Genomic DNA, 22,433 nt, shown 5'->3' with positions numbered 1-22,433 from the left:
TTAGCCTGTCAGTGAGCGGCGTTGTCTGCCGCTCAGTTTTCGATGTCTGTATTCAACTGTCAGCAGGTGTGCCGGAGCCTGCTGAAGACGCTTTGCCGTAAATAACAACAATGCCTTAACCCTACAAGGAGGCACTTAATGTGCGGAAATATCAGAACATCTCTTCTCTTCCTTATCGCTTTGCTCAGTTTGACCTCGTCTGCGTTCGCAGTCCCGAAGCAAATCACCGTCGGGGCAATCTATCTGGATACCCAGGGCTACTATGCGGGCGTCCGTCAGGGCGTGCAGGACGCGGCGAAAGCGTCTGCGGTGCAGGCTGAATTAATCGAAACCAACGCTCAGGGGGATATCTCCAAAGAAAGCACCTTCGTGGATACTTTGGTCGCGCGTAACGTCGACGCGATTATTCTTTCCGCCGTATCCGAAAACGGCAGCAGCCGTACCGTACGCCGTGCCAGCGAAGCCGGTATTCCGGTGATTTGTTACAACACCTGCATTAACGCCAAAGGCGTGGATAAATATGTCTCCGCCTATCTGGTGGGCGACCCACTGGAGTTTGGCAAAAAGCTCGGTAACGCCGCGGCGGACTACTTCCTTGCCAGCCATATCAGCGAGCCAAAGATTGCCGTTATCAACTGTGAAGCGTTCGAAGTCTGCGTTCAGCGCCGCAAAGGATTTGAGGAAGCCCTGAAAGCGAGAGTGCCTGCCGCACAAATCGTGGCGAATCAGGAAGGGACGGTTCTCGATAAAGCCATCTCGGTCGGCGAAAAGCTGATCATTTCGACTCAAGGTTTGAACGCCATTATGGGCGAATCTGGTGGAGCGACGCTTGGCGCAGTGAAGGCCGTGCGTAACCAGAATCAGGTCGGAAAAATCGCGGTGTTCGGCTCTGACATGACCACGGAAATCGCGCAGGAGCTGGCGAGCAATCAGGTTCTGAAAGCGGTGGTGGATATCTCCGGCAAGAAGATGGGCGATGCGGTCTTTGCCCAGACCCTGAACGTCATCAATAAAAACCCGCCAAAAGAGAAAGTGATTCAGGTGCCGATTGACCTTTACAGCACCACTGAAGATGGCAAGCAGTGGCTGGCGACGCACGTTGACGGTCTGCCGTGAGTGAACTGAGGGGATCATGATGACGGCAACGCAATTCATCTCGCTTCCTGTCGCGCAGGTTATCGGCGGCAACAAACGCTATCCCGGCGTGGTGGCTCTGGAAGATGTCAGCTTCACGCTGAAAAAAGGGGAGGTGCGCGCGCTACTCGGGAAGAACGGCGCGGGAAAATCCACGTTGATTCGATTGCTGACCGGCAGCGAAAAGCCTGACAGCGGCGAGATTTGGCTGGACGAAATACGGCTTGAGGGAGACGAAGCCACGTTAACCCGCCGCGCCGCTGAGTTGGGGGTTCGCGCGGTGTATCAGGAGCTCAGCCTGGTGGAAGGGCTGACGGTGGCAGAGAACCTGTGTCTTGGGCACTGGCCGCAGCGCAACGGCATGATTGACTACCAGCAGATGAAAGACGAGGCCAGCCAAAGCTTGATGGCGTTGGGTGTGGAAGTCGATCCTCTGCAGCTGGTTTCCTCACTTAGCCCGGCGCAAAAACAGCTGGTCGAGATAGCGCGGGTGATGAAAGGCCAGCCGAAAGTGGTGATCCTCGATGAGCCGACCAGTTCGCTCGCCAGCGCGGAGGTGGAGCTGGTTATCAACGCCGTTAAAAAGATGTCAGCGCTGGGCGTGGCGGTAGTTTATGTCAGCCACCGCATGGAGGAGATCCGCAGGATTGCCTCCTGCGCCACCATCATGCGCGACGGGCGAGTGGCCGGGGATGTCGTCCTTGAAAGCACCTCCACCCGCGAGATTGTGTCGCTGATGCTTGGGCGCGATCACATCGAAAGCGATCCAATTGTCTCTCTTAACTGTCCGCAAGACGCTGTGCTGGAAGTACGTGAGCTGCGGCAGGCCCCAAAACTGAACAACATCAGTTTCACCCTGCACCGGGGCGAAGTCTTAGGGATTGCCGGGCTGCTTGGCGCAGGGCGAAGCGAATTGCTGAAAGCGTTGCTTGGGCTGGAGGAAGCCGAGACTGGCGAGATCGTCGTTAACGGTGAAAGCATCAAACGGCCTGACTACCAGGGCATGCTGCGCCGGGGAATCGGCTACACCCCGGAAAATCGCAAGGAAGCGGGGATCATTCCCTGGCTTGGGGTAGATGAAAATACGGTTATCACCCATCACCGGAAAGTCAGCGTTCGCGGTGTTCTGCAATGGCCGGCGATCCGCCGTCTCACGGAACAAGTGATGCAAAGAATGACCGTGAAAGCCGCCAGCAGTACGACGCCGATTGGCACGCTGTCCGGTGGCAATCAGCAAAAAGTGGTGATTGGCCGTTGGGTGTATGCCGCCAGTCAAATCCTGCTGCTGGATGAGCCCACCCGTGGCGTCGACATTGAAGCCAAGCAGCAGATTTACCGCATCGTACGCGAGCTGGCCGCCGAGGGAAAAAGCGTGGTCTTTATCTCCAGTGAAGTGGAAGAGCTGCCGCTGGTGTGCGATCGCATTTTGCTGCTCCAGCACGGCACGTTTACCCAGGAATTTCGTTCACCCGTCAGTGTGGATGCGCTGATGTCCGCCATTTTGTCCGTCCACTGATGGGCTCACCACGAGGAAACTGAACATGTCTGCATCGCCAATCCCGCTGACGCAAGGCAAGGGTGTCTCGCTCAAAAGTATCGTCAGCCGCCATATCAACGAAATTGGGCTGCTGGTGGTTATTGCCGTGCTCTACCTGGTGTTCTCACTGAATGCGCCCGGCTTTATCTCATTGAATAATCAGATGAACGTCCTGCGAGATGCGGCCACCATCGGCATTGCGGCATGGGCGATGACGCTTATCATCATCGCGGGCGAAATTGACGTCAGCGTCGGGCCGATGGTGGCGTTCGTGTCGGTGTGCCTGGCGTTTTTATTGCAATACCAGGTGCCGTTGAGCATCGCCTGCCTGCTGGTACTGCTGCTTGGAGCGCTGATGGGGACGCTCGCCGGGGTCCTGCGTGGCGTGTTTAACGTGCCGAGCTTTGTTGCCACGCTAGGGTTGTGGAGCGCACTGCGCGGCATGGGGCTGTTTATGACCAACGCGTTGCCGGTACCCATTGATGAAAACGATGTGCTGGACTGGCTTGGCGGCCAGTTTCTCGGCATACCGGTCTCCGCGATAGTGATGATGATCCTGTTTGTGGCGTTCGTGTTTATCAGCCGGAAAACGGCCTTTGGGCGTTCGGTGTTTGCGGTCGGCGGCAACGCGACAGCGGCACAGCTCTGCGGCATCAACGTCCGCCGGGTGCGCATTCTTATCTTTACGCTTTCCGGCCTGCTGGCGGCCATCACCGGGATTTTGCTGGCTGCACGCCTTGGCTCGGGAAATGCGGGCGCGGCCAACGGGCTTGAGTTCGACGTGATTGCTGCGGTGGTGGTCGGGGGAACCGCACTTTCCGGCGGTCGGGGCTCACTGTTTGGCACACTGCTTGGCGTGCTGGTTATCACGCTTATCGGCAATGGCCTGGTGCTGTTGGGCATCAACTCCTTTTTCCAGCAGGTGGTACGCGGCGTGATCATTGTGGCCGCTGTGCTGGCCAACATCCTGCTGACCCAGCGCAGTCAAAAAGCAAAGCGCTGAAGAACGATGAGCCTGGCGCGCCTGCGGCAGGCCTGAATTTTCAATTAAGAGCGATGAGGGAACTATGAACACCATGCTGGCAGCGTATTTACCCGGTAATTCAACGGTCGATCTGCGGGAAGTGCCCGTGCCGACGCCGGGCATTAATCAGGTGCTTCTTAAAATGAAATCCTCCGGGATTTGCGGCAGTGATGTGCATTACATCTATCACCAGCACCGCGCGACGGCGGCGGCTCCGGACAAACCGCTGTATCAGGGTTTTATCAATGGACATGAACCGTGCGGGCAGATTGTCGCCACCGGGCCGGGCTGTCGTCATTTTCAGGAAGGCGACCGGGTGCTGGTGTATCACATTTCCGGCTGCGGTTTTTGCGCCAACTGTCGTCGCGGTTTTCCTATTTCCTGTACGGGCAAAGGGAAAGCGGCATACGGCTGGCAGCGTGATGGCGGCCATGCGGAGTATCTGCTGGCGGAGGAAAAGGACCTGATCATGCTGCCGGAAGCGTTGAGCTATGAGGATGGCGCTTTTATCAGCTGTGGCGTGGGGACGGCCTACGAAGGCATTTTGCGAGGTGAGGTTTCGGGCAGCGACAACGTGCTGGTGGTTGGCCTTGGCCCGGTGGGCATGATGGCGATGATGCTGGCGCGTGGACGCGGGGCGAAGCGCGTTATCGGCGTTGACATGCTGCCGGAGCGTCTGGCGATGGCGAAACAGCTTGGCGTCATGGACAACGGTTATCTGGCGACAACGGCGAACCTGCCGGAACTCATCGCGGACATCACCCGCGGCGGCGCAGACGTGGCGTTGGATTGCTCAGGAAATGCGGCGGGGCGCCTGCTGGCGTTACAGTCCACGGCGGACTGGGGGCGCGTGGTGTATATCGGAGAAACGGGCAAAGTTGAGTTTGAAGTCAGCGCCGACCTGATGCATCACCAGCGTCGGATCATCGGTTCCTGGGTCACCAGCCTGTTCCACATGGAAAAGTGCGCTCATGACCTGACCGACTGGAAACTCTGGCCGCGCAACGCTATCACGCACCGCTTTTCGCTGGAGCAGGCCGGTGAGGCCTATGCGCTGATGGCCAGCGGCAAGTGCGGAAAAGTGGTGATTAACTTTCCGGAATAAGGAGGCAACGCATGGCGCTCTATGGTTTACAAAACGGCGATCTCCGTCTGGCGGTTTCCTCAACGGGCGGGGTGATTGAGGGGTTGTGGCGGCAGGATATCCCACTGCTGCGGGAAGGGAAGAACAGCGGCGTAGCAACAGATTCTTCCTGTTTTCCTCTGGTGCCCTTTGGCAATCGGGTCAGCGGCAATCATTTTGAGTGGCAGGGAAAGACGTACCAGCTGGAAGCCAATGTCGCCTGGGACTCGCACTATCTGCACGGCGACGGCTGGCTCGGCGAATGGTGTTGTGAGTCGCAGAGTGCCGACACTCTGACGCTGGTGTACCAACATGGCCACGGCGTGTACCGCTATCTGGCGCGGCAGGCTTTCCACTTACAGGCGGATACGCTGACGGTGACCCTTTCAGTCACCAATGAAGGCGAAGAGACGCTCCCCTTTGGTCTGGGCTGGCATCCTTTCTTCCCGCTCACGCCCGAGACGCTGATTCAGGCTAAAGCTTATGGATACTGGCTGGAGCGTGAACTGTGGCTGGCGGGTGAGTTCAGCGAACACTTGCCGCCGGAGCTGGATTTCAGTCAGCCTTCACCGCTGCCGCGTCGCTGGTTGAATAATGGTTTTGCTCACTGGGATGGCGTCGCGCATATTTTCCAGCCACAGATGGGCTATCAACTGACGATGAAAACCGATCCTCCGGCACCGTGCTACTTCCTGTTTGTCTCCGATCCTGCTTTTGACGCGGGTTATCAGTTCGGGTTCTTCTGCCTTGAACCGATGAGCCATGCTCCCGATGATCACCATCGCCCTGCTGCTGGTGAGTTGACTCTGTTGGCGCCTGGTGCTTCTGCGACGATGTCGATGATGCTGCATGTCGAATCGCTTTCCTGACTCGCCGACACCCTGTCATCGCAGGGTGTCACGTTCAGTGAACCGCCTTAAGTTAATTGCGTGCCGGGAGCATCTGTTTGAGCCTGGTCTTCTCTTTAGACTCCGTTTTTTAGCTGACTGACAAAGGAACAGAGTCCATGAATCATACGCAAACAGAATTAAAAATGGGGTACGTCTGGACTATCTGCCTGGTCGCCGCCTGTGGCGGTTTGCTGTTTGGTTACGACTGGGTGGTGATTGGCGGCGCAAAGCCGTTCTACGAGGCTTATTTCACTATCACCGATCCGGCACTGTCCGGCTGGGCGATGAGCTCTGCGCTGGCCGGATGTGTCGCGGGGGCGCTGGTTTCCGGCTGGTGTGCGGATAAATTTGGCCGCCGTCTGCCGCTTATTGCTTCGGCGATTTTGTTTACGGCCTCGGCGTGGGGCACCGCGATGGCCAGCAATTTCGATATGTTTGTGGTGTATCGCATCGTGGGTGGCGTGGGGATCGGGCTCGCTTCGGCGTTGAGCCCAATGTATATCGCTGAAGTCAGCCCGGCAGAAAAGCGAGGGCGCTTTGTGGCGGTCAACCAGCTCACCATCGTGATTGGCGTGCTGGCAGCACAGCTCATTAATTTACTGATTGCTGAACCGGTCGCCGCAGGGGCGACGCAGCAGGCGATTGTTGAAACCTGGAACGGGCAAACCGGCTGGCGCTGGATGTTTGGTGCGGAACTGGTACCGGCGGTGGCGTTTTTGCTGCTGCTGTTTGTGGTGCCAGAATCCCCACGCTGGTTAATGAAAGCCGGGAAAGAAGCTCAGGCACGTAAGACGCTGGAGAGGATTGGCTCGGTTTCCTATGCCACGCAAACGCTGAAGGATATCGCTCACACGCTGGCGAAAGACACGCATCGCGTCTCGTTTGCCACGCTCCTGCAACCACAGGTACGCCCGGTAGTGATTATCGGCATGGTGCTCGCGGTCTTTCAGCAGTGGTGTGGCATCAACGTTATTTTCAACTACGCGCAGGAAATTTTTGCCTCCGCCGGGTTTGATATCAACGGCACGCTGAAATCGATTGTCGCCACCGGCATTATTAATCTTATTTTCACGCTCGCCGCCTTGCCGCTGGTGGATAAAATCGGTCGTCGCAAGCTGATGCTGCTCGGCGCAAGCGGGCTGACCGTGATTTATGCGCTGATTGCCGGGGCGTATGCGTTGGGCATTATGGGTTGGCCTGTGTTGCTGCTGGTATTGGCCGCGATTGCCATTTATGCGCTCACGCTGGCCCCGGTGACCTGGGTGCTACTGGCGGAAATCTTCCCGAATCGCGTTCGTGGGCTGGCGATGTCCTTAGGCACGCTGGCGTTATGGATTGCCTGTTTCGTGCTGACTTACACCTTCCCACTGCTGAATGCCGGATTGGGCGCGGCGGGCAGTTTCTCGCTGTATGGCGTTATCTGTGCCCTCGGCTGGATTTACATTCAGCGCAATGTGCCGGAAACGAAAGGGATCACGCTGGAAGCGCTGGAAGAACAACTGGCGGCACGCCATCAGACGTCTTCTTCTGTGGCGAAAGAGCATCGTGCCTGAAAGCGCATTTGTCGAATGATGTTATTAGATTGTTAGAGTGACTTGCCAGCCGGGGCGTTTGTCGCCAGACTAACGCCACCATTCAGGAGGGACTCATGGTCTTGCATTCCACGCGCTGGCTGGCGCTCAGTTATTTCACCTACTTTTTTAGCTACGGCATCTTTTTGCCTTTCTGGAGCGTCTGGCTCGCGGGTACAGGGCTCACGCCTGAAACCATCGGTGTTCTGCTTGGCGCAGGGCTGGTGGCCCGTTTTCTGGGGAGCCTGCTGATTGCGCCGCGCGTCACCGACCCGTCACGTCTGATCAGCGCTGTTCGCATCCTCGCGTTATTAACGCTGCTGTTTATTCTCGCCTTCTGGGCGGGGACGAATGTCGCCTGGATCATGGCGATGATGGTCGGTTTTAACCTGTTCTTCTCCCCGCTGGTTCCGCTGACGGATGCGTTAGCGAACACCTGGCAAAAACAGATAACCATGGATTACGGGCGCGTGCGTCTGTGGGGATCTGTCGCGTTTGTGATTGGCTCGGCGCTGACGGGCAAACTGGTCAGCCTGTTTGACTATCACGCGATCCTCGCACTGCTCAGCATCGGCATTGCTTCGATGCTGATTGGCATGATGATTACGCCGTCGATCATGCCGCAGGGGGCATCGCGTCAGCAGGAATCCGCCGGTTGGCCTGCGTGGAAATCACTCGTCACCCAGAGCTGGCGCTTCCTGGCCTGCGTGTGTCTGCTGCAAGGCGCACATGCCGCTTATTACGGGTTCAGCGCGATTTACTGGCAGGAGGCTGGTTATTCTGCCTCTGCTGTTGGGTATCTCTGGTCACTGGGCGTAGTCGCGGAAGTGATTATCTTCGCGGTGAGCAAGAAAGTGTTTCGTCGCTTCGGCGCGCGCGATTTGTTGCTGCTTTCGGCGTTCTGTGGGCTGGCACGTTGGGGCATCATGGGCTGGACTACGGAGCTGCCATGGCTGATTGTGGCGCAAATTCTCCACTGCGGGACTTTCACCGTTTGTCATCTGGCGGCCATGCGCTACATCGCGGCGCGTCAGGGTAGCGAAGTGATTCGCCTGCAGGCCGTTTATTCCGCCGTGGCGATGGGCGGCAGCATCGCCATCATGACTGTCTTTGCGGGCTTCCTCTATCAGCACTTACATCAGGGCGTGTTCTGGGTCATGGCTTTACTGGCGATCCCGGCCATGTTTGTGCGTCCGAAAATTACCCCTCAGCCTGAGCCTTCCAGCATCTGACTGATATGCCGCCGCTGCCGCTCGTTGAGCGGCTCTCCGGCATGGATCAGCGGCGGAGAAAACAGCGGCAGCGCGATGGTGTAAGGCGTGACGACCAGCGCGATACCTTTTGGTGCCCCTTCCTGCTGGAAGGCATGCAGCGTCTGGTATTTGATGTTAAGCGGGAGCAGCGTCAGTTCCCGCAGCTGTTGCTCAAGCTCCTGTTCCAGCAGCGTGTTATCGCCTGTCAGTAACAACACCTGTTTTTCCTGAAGATCGCTTTCCTGCATCAACCATGCGCCAAAAATAACCGCAATCAGCCCCATCTCTTCATCAGAAAAACGCACGCCGTAATGGTCTTCAAAGGGGATCAGCGCCTGCTGGGTGGTGCGCATCAGCCGTGGATACAGCCGCTGCACCTCTTCCGGCAGGCTGTTATCAATGCTCACCCCATACAGACTGCGATTAATCGCCTGGGCCAGATGGATATAGAGCTGATCGCGCAGGCCGCGGCGGTCCGTAAAGCGGTGATCGGAAAGCTGCTGGAAGTGGTCGATTAGCTGATTGATGCTGCGATACAGCCGAACTTCCTGAGTGTGATGATCGCGTTTCGGATCGGGCACTTTGAGCATCATAAACAGCAAAGCGAGAAACAGATGCTCATCCGGATGGGCTTCTTTCAAGGTGCGTCGCTGCCAGTGGCGAGCAATTTCCGCCGCGACCTGATACTCCGCGCTGGCCTGCGCCCATTTTCGCTGCCCGTCGTTAAATTCAGGAGCCTGAGACGGCTGCTGCTGGAGCAGGCAATATTGCAAATACAGCCCCAGAAACGCCGCGTCACGGCTGTCGAATTGCCGCTGTAAGTTCTGCCCGCAGCGATTGACCAGCGCCCGCAGATTGGTATCGTCATACAGAATGCGCGAAATGCCGGATTGTTTAAGCCGGGTTTTTAGCGATGGGGTAAACTGCCCGCTGATAAAGGTGGGGCATAAACGCAGCGCGCGACGCAGCCAGTGAATCAGGCATAAGCGTTGGTCAAGTGTGGTGCCTTCAATCCGGTAGCTGCCGTCTGCAAGCGTCACGATGTTCAGTCGATGATAGCGCTGGATAACATGACGAATTTCGGCAATATCGTCGCGGGCCACGGTGTCATCAACACGGTTAACCCGGCTAATCGCTTCCGGCGTCACGGACTGCCCTGGCAGATAGAGCATCAACATTATCTGGCAGCGGCGCTGTGGACTGGAAAGCACAGATGGCGGTTCGAGTACGGTCATCATCTGACAGGTTCCAGTAAGGGTTTTTGATAAGAATAGTTAAAGGATCCGCGTGTGAAAGCCAGCCGGGATGCCTTTGCGCAAGGATTGCGGGAGTCGGTCACAGAATTTTTCACGGAGTTTGCGATGACAAGAGTGAAACAGGGCACAGTTTTGGCGTTTGGCGCGCTTTTATCGTGGCAGGCGCTCGCGCACCCACACAGTTTTATCACGATGCAAAGCCAGCTGGTGGCAAAAGACGGGAAGTTAACCGCCATTGATATGCGCTGGACGATGGACGAAATCACCTCTGCGGATCTGCTTTATGATGCGGGAAAGGCAAAGCCGGGCGATGAGGTCTGGAAAAAGCTGGCGGCGGAAGTGATGGCCAACGTGCTCGGGCAGCACTACTTCACCGAATTCTGGCACGGAAAGCAGAAGGTGAAATTCGATAATCTTCCCACGGCCTATGGCCTCGCCCGCGAAGGGCATAAAGCGGTGCTGACTTTCACATTACCGCTGGATCAACCGCAGCCGCTTGCCGGGCAGAGCTACCAGTTTGCTACTTTTGATCCGAGCTATTTTGTTGATATGCATTACGACAAAGATGCGGATGTTATGCCGCCCGCGACTCTGCCAAAGGGCTGTAAACTTAGCGTACATACGCCCAAACCCAGTGAAGATTTAACCGCTTATGCGCTGTCGCTCGATAAGGCCGACGCGCCGCCCGAAAGCATGGATTTAGGCAAACAGTTTGCCCAGCAGGTGACGCTCACATGCCCGTAATTTTCCCCGCACCGACTCGCTCACGCAGCTGGCTGCAGCTGTGGCCGCTGGCGCTCTTTTTGCTGCTGGCGATTGCCGGGGGCATCTGGTTGTGGAGCGCATGGCCGCAGGTCATGATGAAAAGCATCATCTGGCAGCGGGATGTCAATCAGCAGATGAGCGGTTTGTTACAGGCCGTGGCGGAAAACCCAGCCAAAGCGGGCGGGTCGCTTCTGGCGTTTAGCTTTCTCTATGGCGTGCTTCACGCACTTGGGCCGGGGCACGGCAAAATCGTCATCACCACCTGGCTTGCCACTCACCCTTCAAAACTGAAATCGAGTATCGGCCTGACGCTTGCGGCTTCACTGTTGCAGGGGCTGGTGGCGATAGGGCTGGTTGTGGTGGTGCTTACGCTGTTAGCGCTTCCCGCACGCCAACTCCATTTGAGCAGCTTCTGGCTGGAGAAGGGCAGCTATGCGCTGGTGGGGCTTCTCGGCGTATTGCTGTGTTGGCGTGCGCTGAAAAAATTGCGGCAGTTGCTGCGTAAACCGACCTTCAAATCCTTCGTGCCACACCATGTTCATGACGCGAATTGTGGCTGTGGGCATCAGCATTTGCCCGATCCGCAACAGCTTGAAAGCGGCAATGACTGGCGCGCAAGGTTGATGATTATCCTCTCAATGGGCATGCGACCGTGTTCGGGAGCAATCATGGTGCTGCTGTTCAGCAAGGTGATTGGCGTGTTCAGTTGGGGTGTGGCCTCTGCACTGGCAATGGCAGCAGGCACGTCGATAACCATTTCATCGCTGGCGCTGTTGGTGCACAGTTTCCGCCAGTTGGCGGTCAGGCTCAGTAAGAATAAGGCGCCGGTGCTGTGGAGACAGGTAGGCTGGACGACATTAGCGTTTGCAGGCGGAGCTGTTTTGATAGCCGCAGCCGTGGTGATGTGGATGAGTGCGGTACCGGTGGGAAGGGGGTTGCGGCCTTTTTAGTTTTGTCCTTAAAACAACCCCTCACCCTAGCCCTCTCCCAAAGGGAGAGGGAACTGTTCGGCGCGGTTTGTTTTTCTCCCTCTCCCAAAGGGAGAGGGCAGGGGAGAGGGGATTTCACTTCGCTAACAGAACGCCTGAACGATTAACGCTTCAGCGCTTCGCTCAGTTCATCACGCATGCTCGCCAGCATCGCTTTCACGACGCGTGGGTTGCCCGCTACGATGTTGCCGGTGGTCAGGAAGTTGTGACCACCAGTGAAATCGCAAACCAGGGCGCCTGCTTCACGAGCAATCAACTCACCCGCTGCGAAATCCCACGGCTTCAGGCCCAGTTCGAAGTAACCGTCAACGCGGCCAGCAGCCACATAGCACAGATCCAGCGCAGCAGAACCGGTGCGACGGAAGTCTGCGCATTCGGTGAAGAGCTTGCCGAGAATGTTCATGTACGCGGGGGCGTGCTGTTTGGCTTTGAACGGGAAACCGGTCGCCAGAATGGTGCCGTCGAGGTCGCGAGCAGTGCTGCCGCGCAGACGGTAACCGTTCAGCTGTGCGCCCTGGCCACGGGTAGAGGTGAACAGCTCGTTGCGCATTGGATCGTAAACCACAGCCACTTCAGTACGGCCTTTGATGCGTACGGCGATGGAAACAGCGAAGTGTGGAAGGTGTTTAACGAAGTTGGTGGTGCCATCCAGTGGATCGATAACCCATTGAACATCCTGATCTTCGCCGACATGCTCACCGCTTTCTTCGGTGATGATGGTGTGCTGCGGGTAAGATTTACGAATGGTTTCGATAATGATCGCTTCTGCGGCTTTATCGACGTTCGTCACGAAATCATTGCTGCCTTTCTGGCTGGTTTCTACGGAATCTGGCATCTCGTAGTGCTTGGCAATAACATTACCCGCCTTGCGCGCTGCGCGCACGGCGATGGTCAACATAGGATGTTGCATCGGTCACTCTCACTGGATGTTAAAGAACGGGAAAAACGGCGCATATCATAGCAGCGAATTCGGATTCTGTCTTCGCTTTATGATAATATGCGGCGAATAATCTTTAGCCGAAGAAAGACAATGCTGCAAAATATCCGAATCGTACTGGTAGAAACTTCCCACACTGGCAACATGGGTTCTGTCGCTCGCGCCATGAAAACCATGGGCTTAACGAACTTGTGGCTGGTGAACCCGCTGGTTAAACCTGACTCTCAGGCCATTGCCCTGGCCGCCGGTGCCAGCGATGTGATTGGCAATGCGCAGATTGTCGACACCCTCGACGAAGCGCTGGCAGGTTGCAGCCTTGTTGTCGGCACCAGCGCGCGTTCCCGTACGCTGCCATGGCCGATGCTCGACCCGCGCGAATGTGGGCTGAAAAGCGTAAGCGAAGGCGCACATGCGCCCGTCGCGCTGGTGTTTGGTCGCGAACGTGTGGGCTTGACCAACGACGAATTGCAGAAATGTCACTATCACGTGGCGATTGCCGCGAACCCGGAATACAGCTCGCTGAATCTCGCGATGGCGGTGCAGGTTATCGCCTACGAAGTGCGTATGGCATGGCTGGCGGCAGAAGAGAAAGGCGAGAAAGCCGAACACGAAGAGACGCCATACCCGCTGGTGGATGACCTGGAGCGCTTCTACGGCCACCTTGAGCAGACGCTGCTGATGACCGGTTTTATTCGTGAAAACCATCCCGGTCAGGTGATGAATAAGCTTCGTCGCATGTTCACCCGTGCACGCCCGGAAAGCCAGGAGCTGAACATCCTGCGCGGCATGTTGGCGTCTATTGATCAGTTAAAGAAAGAGAAGTAATGCCTGTTTGCCGGGTGGCGGCTGCGCCTGACCCGGCCTACAAAACGTAGGCCTGTGCAAGCGAAGCGCCGCCGGGCAAATAAAGAGCGCACAGAACGTTAAATACCTGACTAAAACAGTCAAGTAAATAGTTGACCATTTTAGTCGGGAATGTCAGACTTGGCCCTGCTATGCAATTCACACATTTTAATAACAACCCCGGGCAGGGGCGAGTTTGAGGTTAAGTAAGACATGAGACTGACATCTAAAGGGCGTTATGCCGTGACCGCGATGCTGGACGTTGCGCTCAACTCCGAAGCGGGCCCGGTTCCGTTGGCTGATATTTCTGAACGTCAGGGAATTTCACTTTCCTACCTGGAACAGTTGTTCTCTCGCCTGCGTAAAAATGGTCTGGTTTCCAGCGTTCGCGGTCCTGGCGGTGGTTATCTGCTGGGCAAAGAAGCCGGTAGCATCGCCGTTGGCGAAGTGATTAGCGCAGTAGACGAATCCGTCGACGCCACCCGTTGTCAGGGTAAAGGTGGCTGCCAGGGCGGCGATAAATGCCTGACCCACGCACTGTGGCGCGATCTGAGCGACCGTCTCACCGGTTTCCTGAATAACATCACCCTGGGTGAACTGGTGAATAACCAGGAAGTGCTGGACGTGTCCGACCGTCAGCACACGCACGAATCTCATCGCAATACCCGCGCACAAGTCGCAATCGACGTCAAATTACGCGCGTAATAACAAGATTTCAGAATCAGGCCGGGGTGCGAACGGCACCCCGTCAACACGGTCGTACATCCAGCCGGTTGCCTGGTTCATTGCATTGAAGCGATGTACGGAGTTTATAGAGCAATGAAATTACCGATTTATCTCGACTACTCCGCAACCACGCCGGTGGACCCGCGTGTTGCCGAGAAAATGATGCAGTGTCTGACCCTGGACGGAAACTTTGGTAACCCAGCTTCCCGTTCACACCGTTTTGGCTGGCACGCTGAAGAGGCGGTTGATATCGCCCGTAATCAGATTGCTGAGCTGGTAGGCGCTGACCCGCGTGAAATCGTCTTTACCTCTGGTGCGACTGAGTCTGACAACCTGGCTATCAAAGGTGCGGCCAACTTCTATCAGAAAAAAGGCAAGCACATCATCACCTGCAAAACCGAGCACAAAGCGGTTCTCGACACCTGTCGTCAGCTGGAGCGTGAAGGGTTTGAAGTGACTTACCTCGCCCCACAGAGCAACGGCATCATCGATCTGAAAGAGCTCGAAGCGGCGATGCGTGACGACACCATCCTCGTGTCCATCATGCACGTGAATAACGAAATCGGCGTGGTGCAGGATATTGCGACTATCGGCGAACTGTGCCGTGCGCGCGGCATCATCTATCACGTTGATGCGACCCAGAGCGTGGGCAAACTGCCTATCGATCTCAGCCAGCTGAAAGTGGATCTGATGTCCTTCTCGGGCCACAAAATCTATGGCCCGAAAGGTATCGGTGCGCTGTATGTGCGTCGTAAACCCCGTATTCGTATCGAAGCACAGATGCACGGCGGCGGTCACGAGCGCGGCATGCGTTCCGGCACCCTGCCTGTCCACCAGATCGTGGGCATGGGCGAAGCTTACCGCATCGCCAAAGAAGAGATGGACACCGAGATGGCACGCCTGCGCAAGCTGCGTAACCGTCTGTGGGAAGGCGTGAAAGATATGGAAGAAGTGTATCTGAACGGCGATCTCGAGCAGGGCGCACCGAACATCCTCAACGTCAGCTTTAACTACGTTGAAGGCGAGTCGCTGATCATGGCGCTGAAAGACCTGGCCGTCTCTTCCGGTTCTGCCTGTACGTCTGCAAGCCTTGAGCCATCCTACGTGCTGCGCGCACTGGGCATGACTGACGAGCTGGCACACAGCTCCATCCGTTTCTCTTTAGGTCGTTTTACTACCGAAGAAGAGATCGACTACACCATCGCTCTGGTGCAGAAATCCATCGGCCGTCTGCGTGACCTTTCTCCGCTGTGGGAAATGTTCAAGCAGGGCGTGGATCTGAACACCATCGAATGGTCGCATCACTAATCGGTACCCAATAAGGAGAATTCATCATGGCTTACAGCGAAAAAGTTATCGATCATTACGAGAATCCGCGCAACGTCGGCTCGTTTGACAACAGCGACGACAGCGTCGGCAGCGGCATGGTCGGTGCACCGGCGTGCGGCGACGTGATGAAGTTGCAGATCAAAGTCAACAATGAAGGTATCATTGAAGACGCGCGCTTCAAGACCTATGGCTGCGGTTCTGCGATTGCCTCCAGCTCCCTCGTGACCGAGTGGGTGAAAGGCAAATCCCTGGACGAAGCTCAGGCGATTAAAAACACCGATATTGCAGAAGAACTCGAACTGCCGCCGGTGAAAATCCACTGCTCCATCCTGGCAGAAGACGCGATCAAAGCCGCTATTGCGGACTACAAAAGCAAACGTGAAGCAAAATAATTGAGGTTGTTATGTCGATTACCCTTAGCGACAGCGCTGCCGCGCGAGTAAGCTCCTTCCTGGCCAACCGTGGCAAAGGCTTCGGTCTGCGCCTGGGCGTGCGGACTTCCGGTTGCTCTGGTATGGCCTACGTGCTGGAATTTGTCGATGCACCGAATGCGGAAGACACCGTGTTTGAAGACAAAGGCGTGAAGGTAGTGGTCGATGGCAAAAGCCTGCAATTCCTCAACGGCACCGAACTGGACTTCGTCAAAGAAGGCCTGAACGAAGGGTTTAAATTCACCAACCCGAACGTGAAAGACGAGTGCGGTTGTGGCGAAAGCTTCCACGTTTAAACACGCGTAAGATAACCCCACGGTAGCCAGGCTGCCTGTGGGGTTTGCTTTTTCAGAGATAGCTATGGATTACTTCACTCTCTTCGGTCTGCCTGCTTCTTATCACCTCGATAGCCAGCAGCTTGCGACGCGCTTTCAGGATCTCCAGCGCGAGAATCATCCGGACAAATTTGCCAGCCACTCTTCTGCCGACCAGCTCGCAGCGGTTCAGCAGTCTGCGACCATTAATCAGGCCTGGCAGACGCTGCGTAATCCGCTGACTCGCGCGGAATATCTGCTTTCCCTGCACGGTTTCGATTTGGCGAGTGAACAGCACACGGTTCGCGACACGGCTTTTTTGATGGAACAGCTTGAGCTGCGTGAAGAGCTGGATGAGATTGAGCGCGCCAAAGACAGCGACAAGCTTGAAGCTTTCATGAAGCGTGTGAAAGGCATGTTCGATACGCGTCATCAGCAGATGGTAGCGGAACTCGATAATGAAACGTGGGACGCGGCGGCAGATACCGTGCGTAAACTGCGTTTTCTCGATAAACTGCGCAGCTCAGCAGAACAACTCGAAGAAAAGCTGCTCGATTTTTGATTCTGGAAGCTCAACATGGCCTTATTACAAATTAGCGAGCCTGGGATGAGTGCTGCGCCGCACCAGCGTCGTCTGGCGGCGGGCATTGACTTAGGCACCACCAACTCACTGGTGGCGACCGTGCGTAGCGGCCAGGCAGAAACGCTGGCTGACCATCAGGGGCGTCATCTTCTTCCTTCCGTTGTGCACTATCAGGCACAAGGGTATGACGTGGGCTATGATGCTCGCGCCAACGCCGCACTTGATCCTGTGAATACCATCAGCTCGGTAAAACGCCTGATAGGCCGTTCCCTTGCCGATGTTCAGGCTCGTTACCCGCATTTGCCGTATCAGCTGCAAGCCAGCGAAAACGGCTTGCCGATGCTGGTTACGGCAAGCGGCGTACTGAACCCGATTCGTATCTCCGCCGATATCCTCAAAGCGCTGGCAGCACGCGCAACAGAAGCCCTTGAGGGCGAGCTGGACGGCGTGGTGATTACTGTTCCGGCCTACTTTGATGACGCACAGCGTCAGGGCACCAAAGACGCAGCGCGTCTGGCGGGCCTGCACGTATTGCGTCTGCTCAACGAACCGACGGCGGCAGCGATAGCCTACGGTCTGGATTCCGGGCAGGAAGGCGTGATTGCCGTCTACGATCTGGGCGGCGGCACCTTTGATATTTCGATTCTGCGTCTTAGCCGTGGGGTGTTTGAAGTGCTGGCAACCGGCGGCGATTCTGCGCTCGGCGGTGACGACTTCGACCATCTGCTGGCGGATTTCATTCGTGAGCAGGCAGGCATTGCGGATCGTTCCGACAACCGTCTGCAGCGTGAGCTGCTGGACGCGGCGATTGCGGCCAAAATTGCGCTTAGCGATGCAGACAGCGTTAGCGTGAACGTTGCAGGCTGGCAGGATGAGATTACTCGTGAACAGTTCAATGAGCTGATCGCGGCGCTGGTAAAACGCACGCTGCTGGCTTGCCGTCGCGCGCTGAAAGATGCGGGTGTTGAAGCAGAAGAAGTGAAAGACGTGGTGATGGTTGGCGGCTCCACTCGTGTGCCACTGGTGCGCGAGCGAGTGGGCGAATTCTTCGGCCGTACGCCGCTGACGTCTATCGATCCGGATAAAGTGGTCGCCATCGGCGCCGCCATTCAGGCAGACATTCTGGTCGGCAACAAGCCGGACAGCGAAATGCTGCTGCTGGACGTTATCCCGCTGTCGCTTGGTCTTGAAACCATGGGCGGCCTGGTGGAGAAAGTCATTCCGCGTAACACCACCATTCCGGTGGCGCGTGCGCAGGAGTTCACCACCTTCAAAGACGGCCAGACCGCGATGTCCATCCACGTAATGCAAGGCGAGCGCGAACTGGTTCAGGATTGCCGTTCTTTGGCGCGTTTCGCGCTGCGCGGTATTCCGGCGCTGCCTGCGGGCGGGGCTCACATTCGCGTCACCTTCCAGGTCGATGCTGATGGTCTGTTGAGCGTCACGGCGATGGAGAAATCCACCGGAGTGGAAGCGTCCATCCAGGTGAAACCGTCTTACGGCCTGAGCGACAACGAAATCGCGTCGATGATTAAAGACTCGATGAGTTACGCCGAGCAGGACGTTCAGGCACGCATGCTGGCAGAACAGAAAGTGGAAGCCGCGCGCGTGCTGGAAAGCCTGAACAGTGCCCTGGCTGCTGATGCTGCTCTGCTGAGCGCGCAGGAGCGTCAGGCGATTGATGACGGCGTGGTCGCCCTGCAGACCGCTGCCGCGGGCAGTGATGCCGAAGCCATTAAAGAAGCCATTAAAAATATCGACACACAAACCCAGGAATTTGCCGCTCGCCGCATGGACCAGTCGGTCCGTAAAGCGCTGAAAGGCCAATCCGTGGACGAGGTTTAATATGCCAAAGATTGTTTTTTTGCCTCATCAGGATCTCTGTCCGGATGGCGCAGTTCTGGAAGCTGAACGCGGTGAAACCATCCTTGACGTTGCGCTGCGTAACGGCATTGAGATTGAGCACGCCTGTGAGAAATCCTGCGCCTGCACCACCTGCCACTGCATCGTGCGTGAAGGGTTTGACTCGCTGCCTGAAAGCACCGAAGACGAAGATGACATGCTCGACAAAGCCTGGGGTCTGGAGCCGGAAAGCCGCTTAAGCTGTCAGGCTCGCGTCACCGATGAAGACCTGGTGGTCGAGATGCCGCGTTACACCATCAACCACGCACGTGAGCACTGATATGGCCCTGAAATGGACTGACAGCCGTGAAATCGGCGAAGCATTGTACGATGCATACCCGGACACCGATCCAAAAACGGTTCGCTTCACAGATATGCATCAGTGGATTTGCGAGCTGGAAGATTTTGAGGATGATCCCAACGCATCCAATGAAAAAATTCTCGAGGCGATTCTGTTAGTCTGGTTAGACGAAGCAGAATGATTTTCGCGAAACGGGCTGCCTCAGGCGGCCCGTTTGCTCAATAAGGATAAAGACAATGACCGAAGCGATGAAGATTACGCTCTCCACCGAACCCGCCGACGCGCGCTGGGGTGAGAAAGCCAGCTACAGCATTAACAACGACGGCATTACCCTGCATCTGAACGGCAAAGACGATCTGGGCCTGATCCAGCGTGCTGCCCGTAAAATCGACGGCATGGGCATCAAAAATGTCTCCCTGACGGGCGAAAGCTGGGACACAGACCGCAGCTGGGCGTTTTGGGCTGGCTACAAAGGGCCGAAAGGCACCCGTAACGTCGAGTGGGCAAACCAGGACGACGAACTGAAAAACCGTCTGGCGATCGTCGACTGGGTTCGCGACACCATCAATGCTCCGGCAGAAGAACTGGGCCCTGAGCAGCTTGCCGCGCGTGCCGTTGATTTACTGTGCCGCTTTGGTTGCGACAATGTGCATTATCGCATTACCAAAGGCGAAGACCTGCGCGAGCAAAACTACATGGGCATCCACACGGTGGGCCGTGGCTCTGAGCGTCCTCCTGTGCTGCTGGCGCTGGATTACAACCCAACTGGCGATGAAAACGCGCCGGTTTACGCGTGCCTCGTGGGCAAAGGGATCACCTTCGATTCCGGCGGTTACAGCATCAAGCAGAGCGCGTTCATGGATTCCATGAAGTCCGACATGGGTGGCGCGGCGCTGGTGACTGGCGCACTGGCTTTCGCTATCACTCGCGGTCTGAACAAGCGCGTGAAGCTCTACCTGTGCTGCGCTGACAACATGGTTAGCGGTAACGCGTTCAAACTGGGCGACATCATTCGCTATCGCAACGGCAAAAACGTTGAGGTGATGAACACCGACGCGGAAGGCCGCCTGGTACTGGCCGATGGCCTGATTGACGCCTGCGCGCAGAAACCAGAGCTGATTATCGATGCCGCCACGCTGACCGGTGCGGCGAAAACGGCACTGGGTAACGATTACCACGCGCTGTTCAGCTTCGACGATAAACTGGCTGCCCGTCTGATGGCGAGCGCTGCGGCTGAGAACGAGCCTTTCTGGCGTCTGCCGCTGGCGGAGTTCCACCGCAACCAGCTGCCGTCTAACTTTGCAGAGTTGAACAACACTGCCAGCGCGGCTTACCCGGCAGGCGCCAGCACCGCAGCAGGTTTCCTGTCGCACTTCGTTGAGAATTATCACGAAGGCTGGCTGCACATCGACTGCTCCGCAACCTACCGTAAATCTGCCGTTGAGCAGTGGGCGGCTGGTGCAACCGGGCTGGGTGTGCGTACTCTCGCCAATTTGTTGACCGCTGAATAATATTTGCCCCTCTCCCTAACCCTCTCCCAAAGGGAGAGGGGACTGTCAGGTGTTCTCCCTCTCCCTTTGGGAGAGGGCCGGGGTGAGGGGCTGGCACGATCTGGAATTATTATGTCCGAAACCAAAAACGAATTAGAAACCTTACTGGAACAGGCGGCGACTGAACCCGCGCATCGTCCGGCTTTCTTCCGCGCACTGCTTGAGGCGACCATCTGGGTGCCAGGCACGGCGGCGGAAGGCGAGCAGGTTGTAGAAGACAGCGCGCTGGATTTGCAGCACTGGGAGAAAGATGACGGCACTACGGTTATCCCTTTCTTCTCTTCTCTCGAAGCAATGCAGCAGGCCGTGGATGTCGAACAGGCATTTGTGGTCATGCCGGTGCGTGCGTTGTTTGAAATGACGCTCGGTGAAGCGCTGTTTCTGAATGCCAAACTGCCGACCGGGAAAGAGTTCACTCCGCGTGAAATCAGTCATCTGATTGGCGACGAAGGCAACCCACTCAGCACGCAAACGGTGCTGGAAGGCGGCGCTTCACTGCTGCTGTCTGAAGTGGCGGAGCCGCCTGCGCAAATGGTGGATTCGCTGACCACGTTGTTCAAATCCCTGAAAACCGTCAAACGCGCATTTCTGTGCTCCATCAAAGAGGGGGCTGATGAACGGCCAAACCTGCTGATTGGGATTGAAGCCGAGGGCGATATCGAGGCGATTATTCAGGCGACAGGCAGTGTGGCGACCGATACGTTACCAGGCGATGAGCCGATTGATATTTGTCAGGTCGTGGAAGGGGATAAAGGGATCAGCCATTTCATGATGGCCCACATCACCCCATTCTATGAACGCCGCTGGGGCAGCTTCCTGCGCGATTTTAAGCAGAACCGGATTATTTGACAGGGATTGTGCGGCCTGATGCCCTCACCCCGGCCCTCTCCCACGGGGAGAGGGAGCACACACTAAAAGCCTTCTCCTGAAGAAGGCTTTGCTGTTTACCTTGTGCCGCCGGGCATTATTTCGCGACAGGTAAATCCTCGCGAGCACCCCATTCGCTCCATGAGCCGTCATAAAGCGTCACATCAGGGGCATCCAGCGTAGCCAGTGCAAGCATCACCACGGCGGCGGTCACACCTGACCCACAGCTGGCGATGATAGGGGTATTGATATCCACGCCCTGACGCTCAAAGATCTCTTCCAGTTCGTCGGTTGTCTTCAGCTCACCGTTAATGACCAGATCCCCCCACGGCACATTTTTCGCACCTGGGATATGACCACGTTTGAGCCCTGGACGGGGTTCATCGGCCTGGGCAAGGAAACGCGGTGCCGGGCGAGCATCCACCAGTTGAACATTTCCCTCATGGCTGGCAACCAGCACGTCAGTCAGGCGTTTGATTTTTTCGGGGGCGAATTTCACCTCAAAATCGCCTTCCGGCAAGTTAACGTCGCCCGTTTCCAGCAGCAGTTCATCGCGCTGCCAGCCTGCCAGTCCGCCTGCAAGAATCGAGACATTCTCAACGCCAAAAGTCTTCAGCATCCACCACGCGCGTGGCGCAGAGAACAGGTTGCCTTCGTCGTATACCACCAGGTGCTTGTCGCTGTTTACGCCGAGTTCGCGCATGGCGACGGCGAAAGCTTCCGGGCGCGGCATCATATGCGGCAGCGGGCTGGTGTGATCGGACAGCGCTTCAATGTCAAAAAACACCGCACCCGGCAGATGTCCGGCGCGATATTCTGCACCCAGGTCGCGGTGCTCCTGGCCTGGAGGCGCCATGCGTGCGTCGAGAAGTTGAATTTGCGGATCGTGAATGTGCTCTGCCAGCCAGTCGGCGGCGACAAAATAAGAGGTGGTCATGGTGCTCTCCATTTTCCCATTGATTACCGGATTGTGGGCTGTTTTCCCCGTTGCGACAAGGGAGCGAGATCTATAATTGGAGTCAATATCAGAGTTTTTAGGCTGTTGGAAAAACGATAGATTAAGCATAATACTGTGTTGACGAAAATTTGAGGCTTTCGGGCCAGAGGT

23 protein-coding genes are annotated in these 22,433 nt (G+C 56.5%); 20 read left to right on the top strand and 3 right to left on the bottom strand.

Annotated elements, in window-relative coordinates:
- The first annotated feature begins 138 nt into the window (after positions 1 to 138).
- From ACRCWW_RS07075 to ACRCWW_RS07045, 7 genes are all read left to right on the top strand, one after another.
- A complete protein-coding gene (locus ACRCWW_RS07075; protein WP_438681773.1) occupies positions 139 to 1,116 on the top strand; it encodes a substrate-binding domain-containing protein in 978 nt (325 codons plus the stop codon).
- A gap of 16 nt (positions 1,117 to 1,132) precedes the next feature.
- Entirely contained in the window at positions 1,133 to 2,650 is a 1,518-nt protein-coding gene (locus tag ACRCWW_RS07070; protein WP_438681772.1) for a sugar ABC transporter ATP-binding protein, read from the top strand.
- Positions 2,651 to 2,675: 25 nt separating this feature from the next.
- Positions 2,676 to 3,674, top strand: coding sequence for an ABC transporter permease (locus ACRCWW_RS07065; RefSeq protein WP_438681771.1), 999 nt, complete (start codon positions 2,676 to 2,678; stop codon positions 3,672 to 3,674).
- Positions 3,675 to 3,738: 64 nt separating this feature from the next.
- Positions 3,739 to 4,800, top strand: coding sequence for a zinc-dependent alcohol dehydrogenase family protein (locus ACRCWW_RS07060; protein ID WP_438681770.1), 1,062 nt, complete (start codon positions 3,739 to 3,741; stop codon positions 4,798 to 4,800).
- An 11-nt stretch (positions 4,801 to 4,811) separates the two neighbouring features.
- Complete coding sequence (locus ACRCWW_RS07055; protein WP_438681769.1) at positions 4,812 to 5,687, top strand: aldose 1-epimerase; 876 nt, start codon at positions 4,812 to 4,814, stop codon at positions 5,685 to 5,687.
- 137 nt (positions 5,688 to 5,824) lie between these two features.
- Complete coding sequence (locus ACRCWW_RS07050; RefSeq protein ID WP_438681768.1) at positions 5,825 to 7,261, top strand: sugar porter family MFS transporter; 1,437 nt, start codon at positions 5,825 to 5,827, stop codon at positions 7,259 to 7,261.
- Between the two features lie 95 nt (positions 7,262 to 7,356).
- Positions 7,357 to 8,511 (top strand): 3-phenylpropionate MFS transporter, encoded by a 1,155-nt coding sequence (locus ACRCWW_RS07045; RefSeq protein WP_438681767.1) that lies wholly within the window; start codon positions 7,357 to 7,359, stop codon positions 8,509 to 8,511.
- On the opposite strand, the gene csiE is transcribed toward ACRCWW_RS07045, so the two are convergent.
- The gene (gene csiE, locus ACRCWW_RS07040) at positions 8,487 to 9,770 is read right to left on the bottom strand and encodes a stationary phase inducible protein CsiE (protein ID WP_438681766.1); all 1,284 of its coding nucleotides are present in this window, start codon (positions 9,768 to 9,770) and stop codon (positions 8,487 to 8,489) included. The two genes, ACRCWW_RS07045 and csiE, sit on opposite strands and share 25 nt — an antisense overlap.
- Positions 9,771 to 9,893: 123 nt before the next feature.
- Between csiE and ACRCWW_RS07035 the strand changes: the two genes are divergently transcribed.
- Together ACRCWW_RS07035 and ACRCWW_RS07030 are read left to right on the top strand one after the other, a co-directional pair.
- Positions 9,894 to 10,532 (top strand): DUF1007 family protein, encoded by a 639-nt coding sequence (locus tag ACRCWW_RS07035; protein WP_438681765.1) that lies wholly within the window; start codon positions 9,894 to 9,896, stop codon positions 10,530 to 10,532.
- On the top strand, positions 10,523 to 11,503 hold the full coding sequence (locus ACRCWW_RS07030; RefSeq protein WP_438681764.1) for a nickel/cobalt transporter: 981 nt from the start codon (positions 10,523 to 10,525) through the stop codon (positions 11,501 to 11,503). The genes ACRCWW_RS07035 and ACRCWW_RS07030 overlap by 10 nt, the downstream gene beginning before the upstream one ends.
- Positions 11,504 to 11,645: 142 nt before the next feature.
- On the opposite strand, the gene suhB is transcribed toward ACRCWW_RS07030, so the two are convergent.
- Positions 11,646 to 12,452, bottom strand: a complete 807-nt coding sequence (gene suhB, locus ACRCWW_RS07025; RefSeq protein ID WP_438681763.1) for an inositol-1-monophosphatase — start codon at positions 12,450 to 12,452, stop codon at positions 11,646 to 11,648.
- 120 nt (positions 12,453 to 12,572) lie between these two features.
- Between suhB and trmJ the strand changes: the two genes are divergently transcribed.
- The 11 genes from trmJ to sseB all read left to right on the top strand — a co-directional run bounded on the left by trmJ (position 12,573) and on the right by sseB (position 21,307).
- Positions 12,573 to 13,304 carry a tRNA (cytosine(32)/uridine(32)-2'-O)-methyltransferase TrmJ gene (gene trmJ, locus ACRCWW_RS07020; RefSeq protein WP_438681762.1) on the top strand — a complete coding sequence of 244 codons (732 nt, stop codon included), beginning with the start codon at positions 12,573 to 12,575 and terminating at the stop codon, positions 13,302 to 13,304.
- A gap of 231 nt (positions 13,305 to 13,535) precedes the next feature.
- Positions 13,536 to 14,027: a Fe-S cluster assembly transcriptional regulator IscR gene (gene iscR, locus ACRCWW_RS07015; protein WP_438681761.1), complete on the top strand. Its 492-nt coding sequence runs from the start codon at positions 13,536 to 13,538 to the stop codon at positions 14,025 to 14,027.
- A gap of 114 nt (positions 14,028 to 14,141) precedes the next feature.
- Positions 14,142 to 15,356 (top strand): IscS subfamily cysteine desulfurase, encoded by a 1,215-nt coding sequence (locus ACRCWW_RS07010; protein WP_330983050.1) that lies wholly within the window; start codon positions 14,142 to 14,144, stop codon positions 15,354 to 15,356.
- 26 nt (positions 15,357 to 15,382) lie between these two features.
- The gene (gene iscU / locus ACRCWW_RS07005) at positions 15,383 to 15,769 is read left to right on the top strand and encodes a Fe-S cluster assembly scaffold IscU (protein ID WP_015703172.1); all 387 of its coding nucleotides are present in this window, start codon (positions 15,383 to 15,385) and stop codon (positions 15,767 to 15,769) included.
- Between the two features lie 11 nt (positions 15,770 to 15,780).
- On the top strand, positions 15,781 to 16,104 hold the full coding sequence (iscA, locus tag ACRCWW_RS07000) for an iron-sulfur cluster assembly protein IscA (protein ID WP_330983049.1): 324 nt from the start codon (positions 15,781 to 15,783) through the stop codon (positions 16,102 to 16,104).
- A 64-nt stretch (positions 16,105 to 16,168) separates the two neighbouring features.
- Positions 16,169 to 16,684: a co-chaperone HscB gene (gene hscB / locus ACRCWW_RS06995; RefSeq protein WP_438681760.1), complete on the top strand. Its 516-nt coding sequence runs from the start codon at positions 16,169 to 16,171 to the stop codon at positions 16,682 to 16,684.
- 15 nt (positions 16,685 to 16,699) lie between these two features.
- Entirely contained in the window at positions 16,700 to 18,550 is a 1,851-nt protein-coding gene (gene hscA / locus ACRCWW_RS06990) for a Fe-S protein assembly chaperone HscA (RefSeq protein ID WP_438681759.1), read from the top strand.
- Position 18,551: 1 nt separating this feature from the next.
- Positions 18,552 to 18,887, top strand: coding sequence for an ISC system 2Fe-2S type ferredoxin (fdx, locus tag ACRCWW_RS06985; protein ID WP_404658446.1), 336 nt, complete (start codon positions 18,552 to 18,554; stop codon positions 18,885 to 18,887).
- Position 18,888: 1 nt separating this feature from the next.
- Complete coding sequence (iscX, locus tag ACRCWW_RS06980) at positions 18,889 to 19,089, top strand: Fe-S cluster assembly protein IscX (RefSeq protein WP_404658445.1); 201 nt, start codon at positions 18,889 to 18,891, stop codon at positions 19,087 to 19,089.
- Between the two features lie 55 nt (positions 19,090 to 19,144).
- Positions 19,145 to 20,419 carry an aminopeptidase PepB gene (gene pepB, locus ACRCWW_RS06975; protein WP_438681758.1) on the top strand — a complete coding sequence of 425 codons (1,275 nt, stop codon included), beginning with the start codon at positions 19,145 to 19,147 and terminating at the stop codon, positions 20,417 to 20,419.
- A gap of 111 nt (positions 20,420 to 20,530) precedes the next feature.
- On the top strand, positions 20,531 to 21,307 hold the full coding sequence (sseB, locus tag ACRCWW_RS06970; protein WP_438681757.1) for an enhanced serine sensitivity protein SseB: 777 nt from the start codon (positions 20,531 to 20,533) through the stop codon (positions 21,305 to 21,307).
- Positions 21,308 to 21,422: 115 nt separating this feature from the next.
- Here the strand turns inward: sseB and sseA are convergent, their stop codons facing one another.
- Positions 21,423 to 22,262 (bottom strand): 3-mercaptopyruvate sulfurtransferase, encoded by an 840-nt coding sequence (gene sseA / locus ACRCWW_RS06965; RefSeq protein ID WP_438681756.1) that lies wholly within the window; start codon positions 22,260 to 22,262, stop codon positions 21,423 to 21,425.
- Positions 22,263 to 22,433 lie beyond the last annotated feature (171 nt).

The organism is Scandinavium sp. (assembly GCF_051650185.1).
Taxonomy (GTDB): Bacteria; Pseudomonadota; Gammaproteobacteria; order Enterobacterales; family Enterobacteriaceae; genus Scandinavium.
Note: the sequence above shows the minus strand (reverse complement) of the source record. Positions and strands in the feature narration are given on the sequence as shown.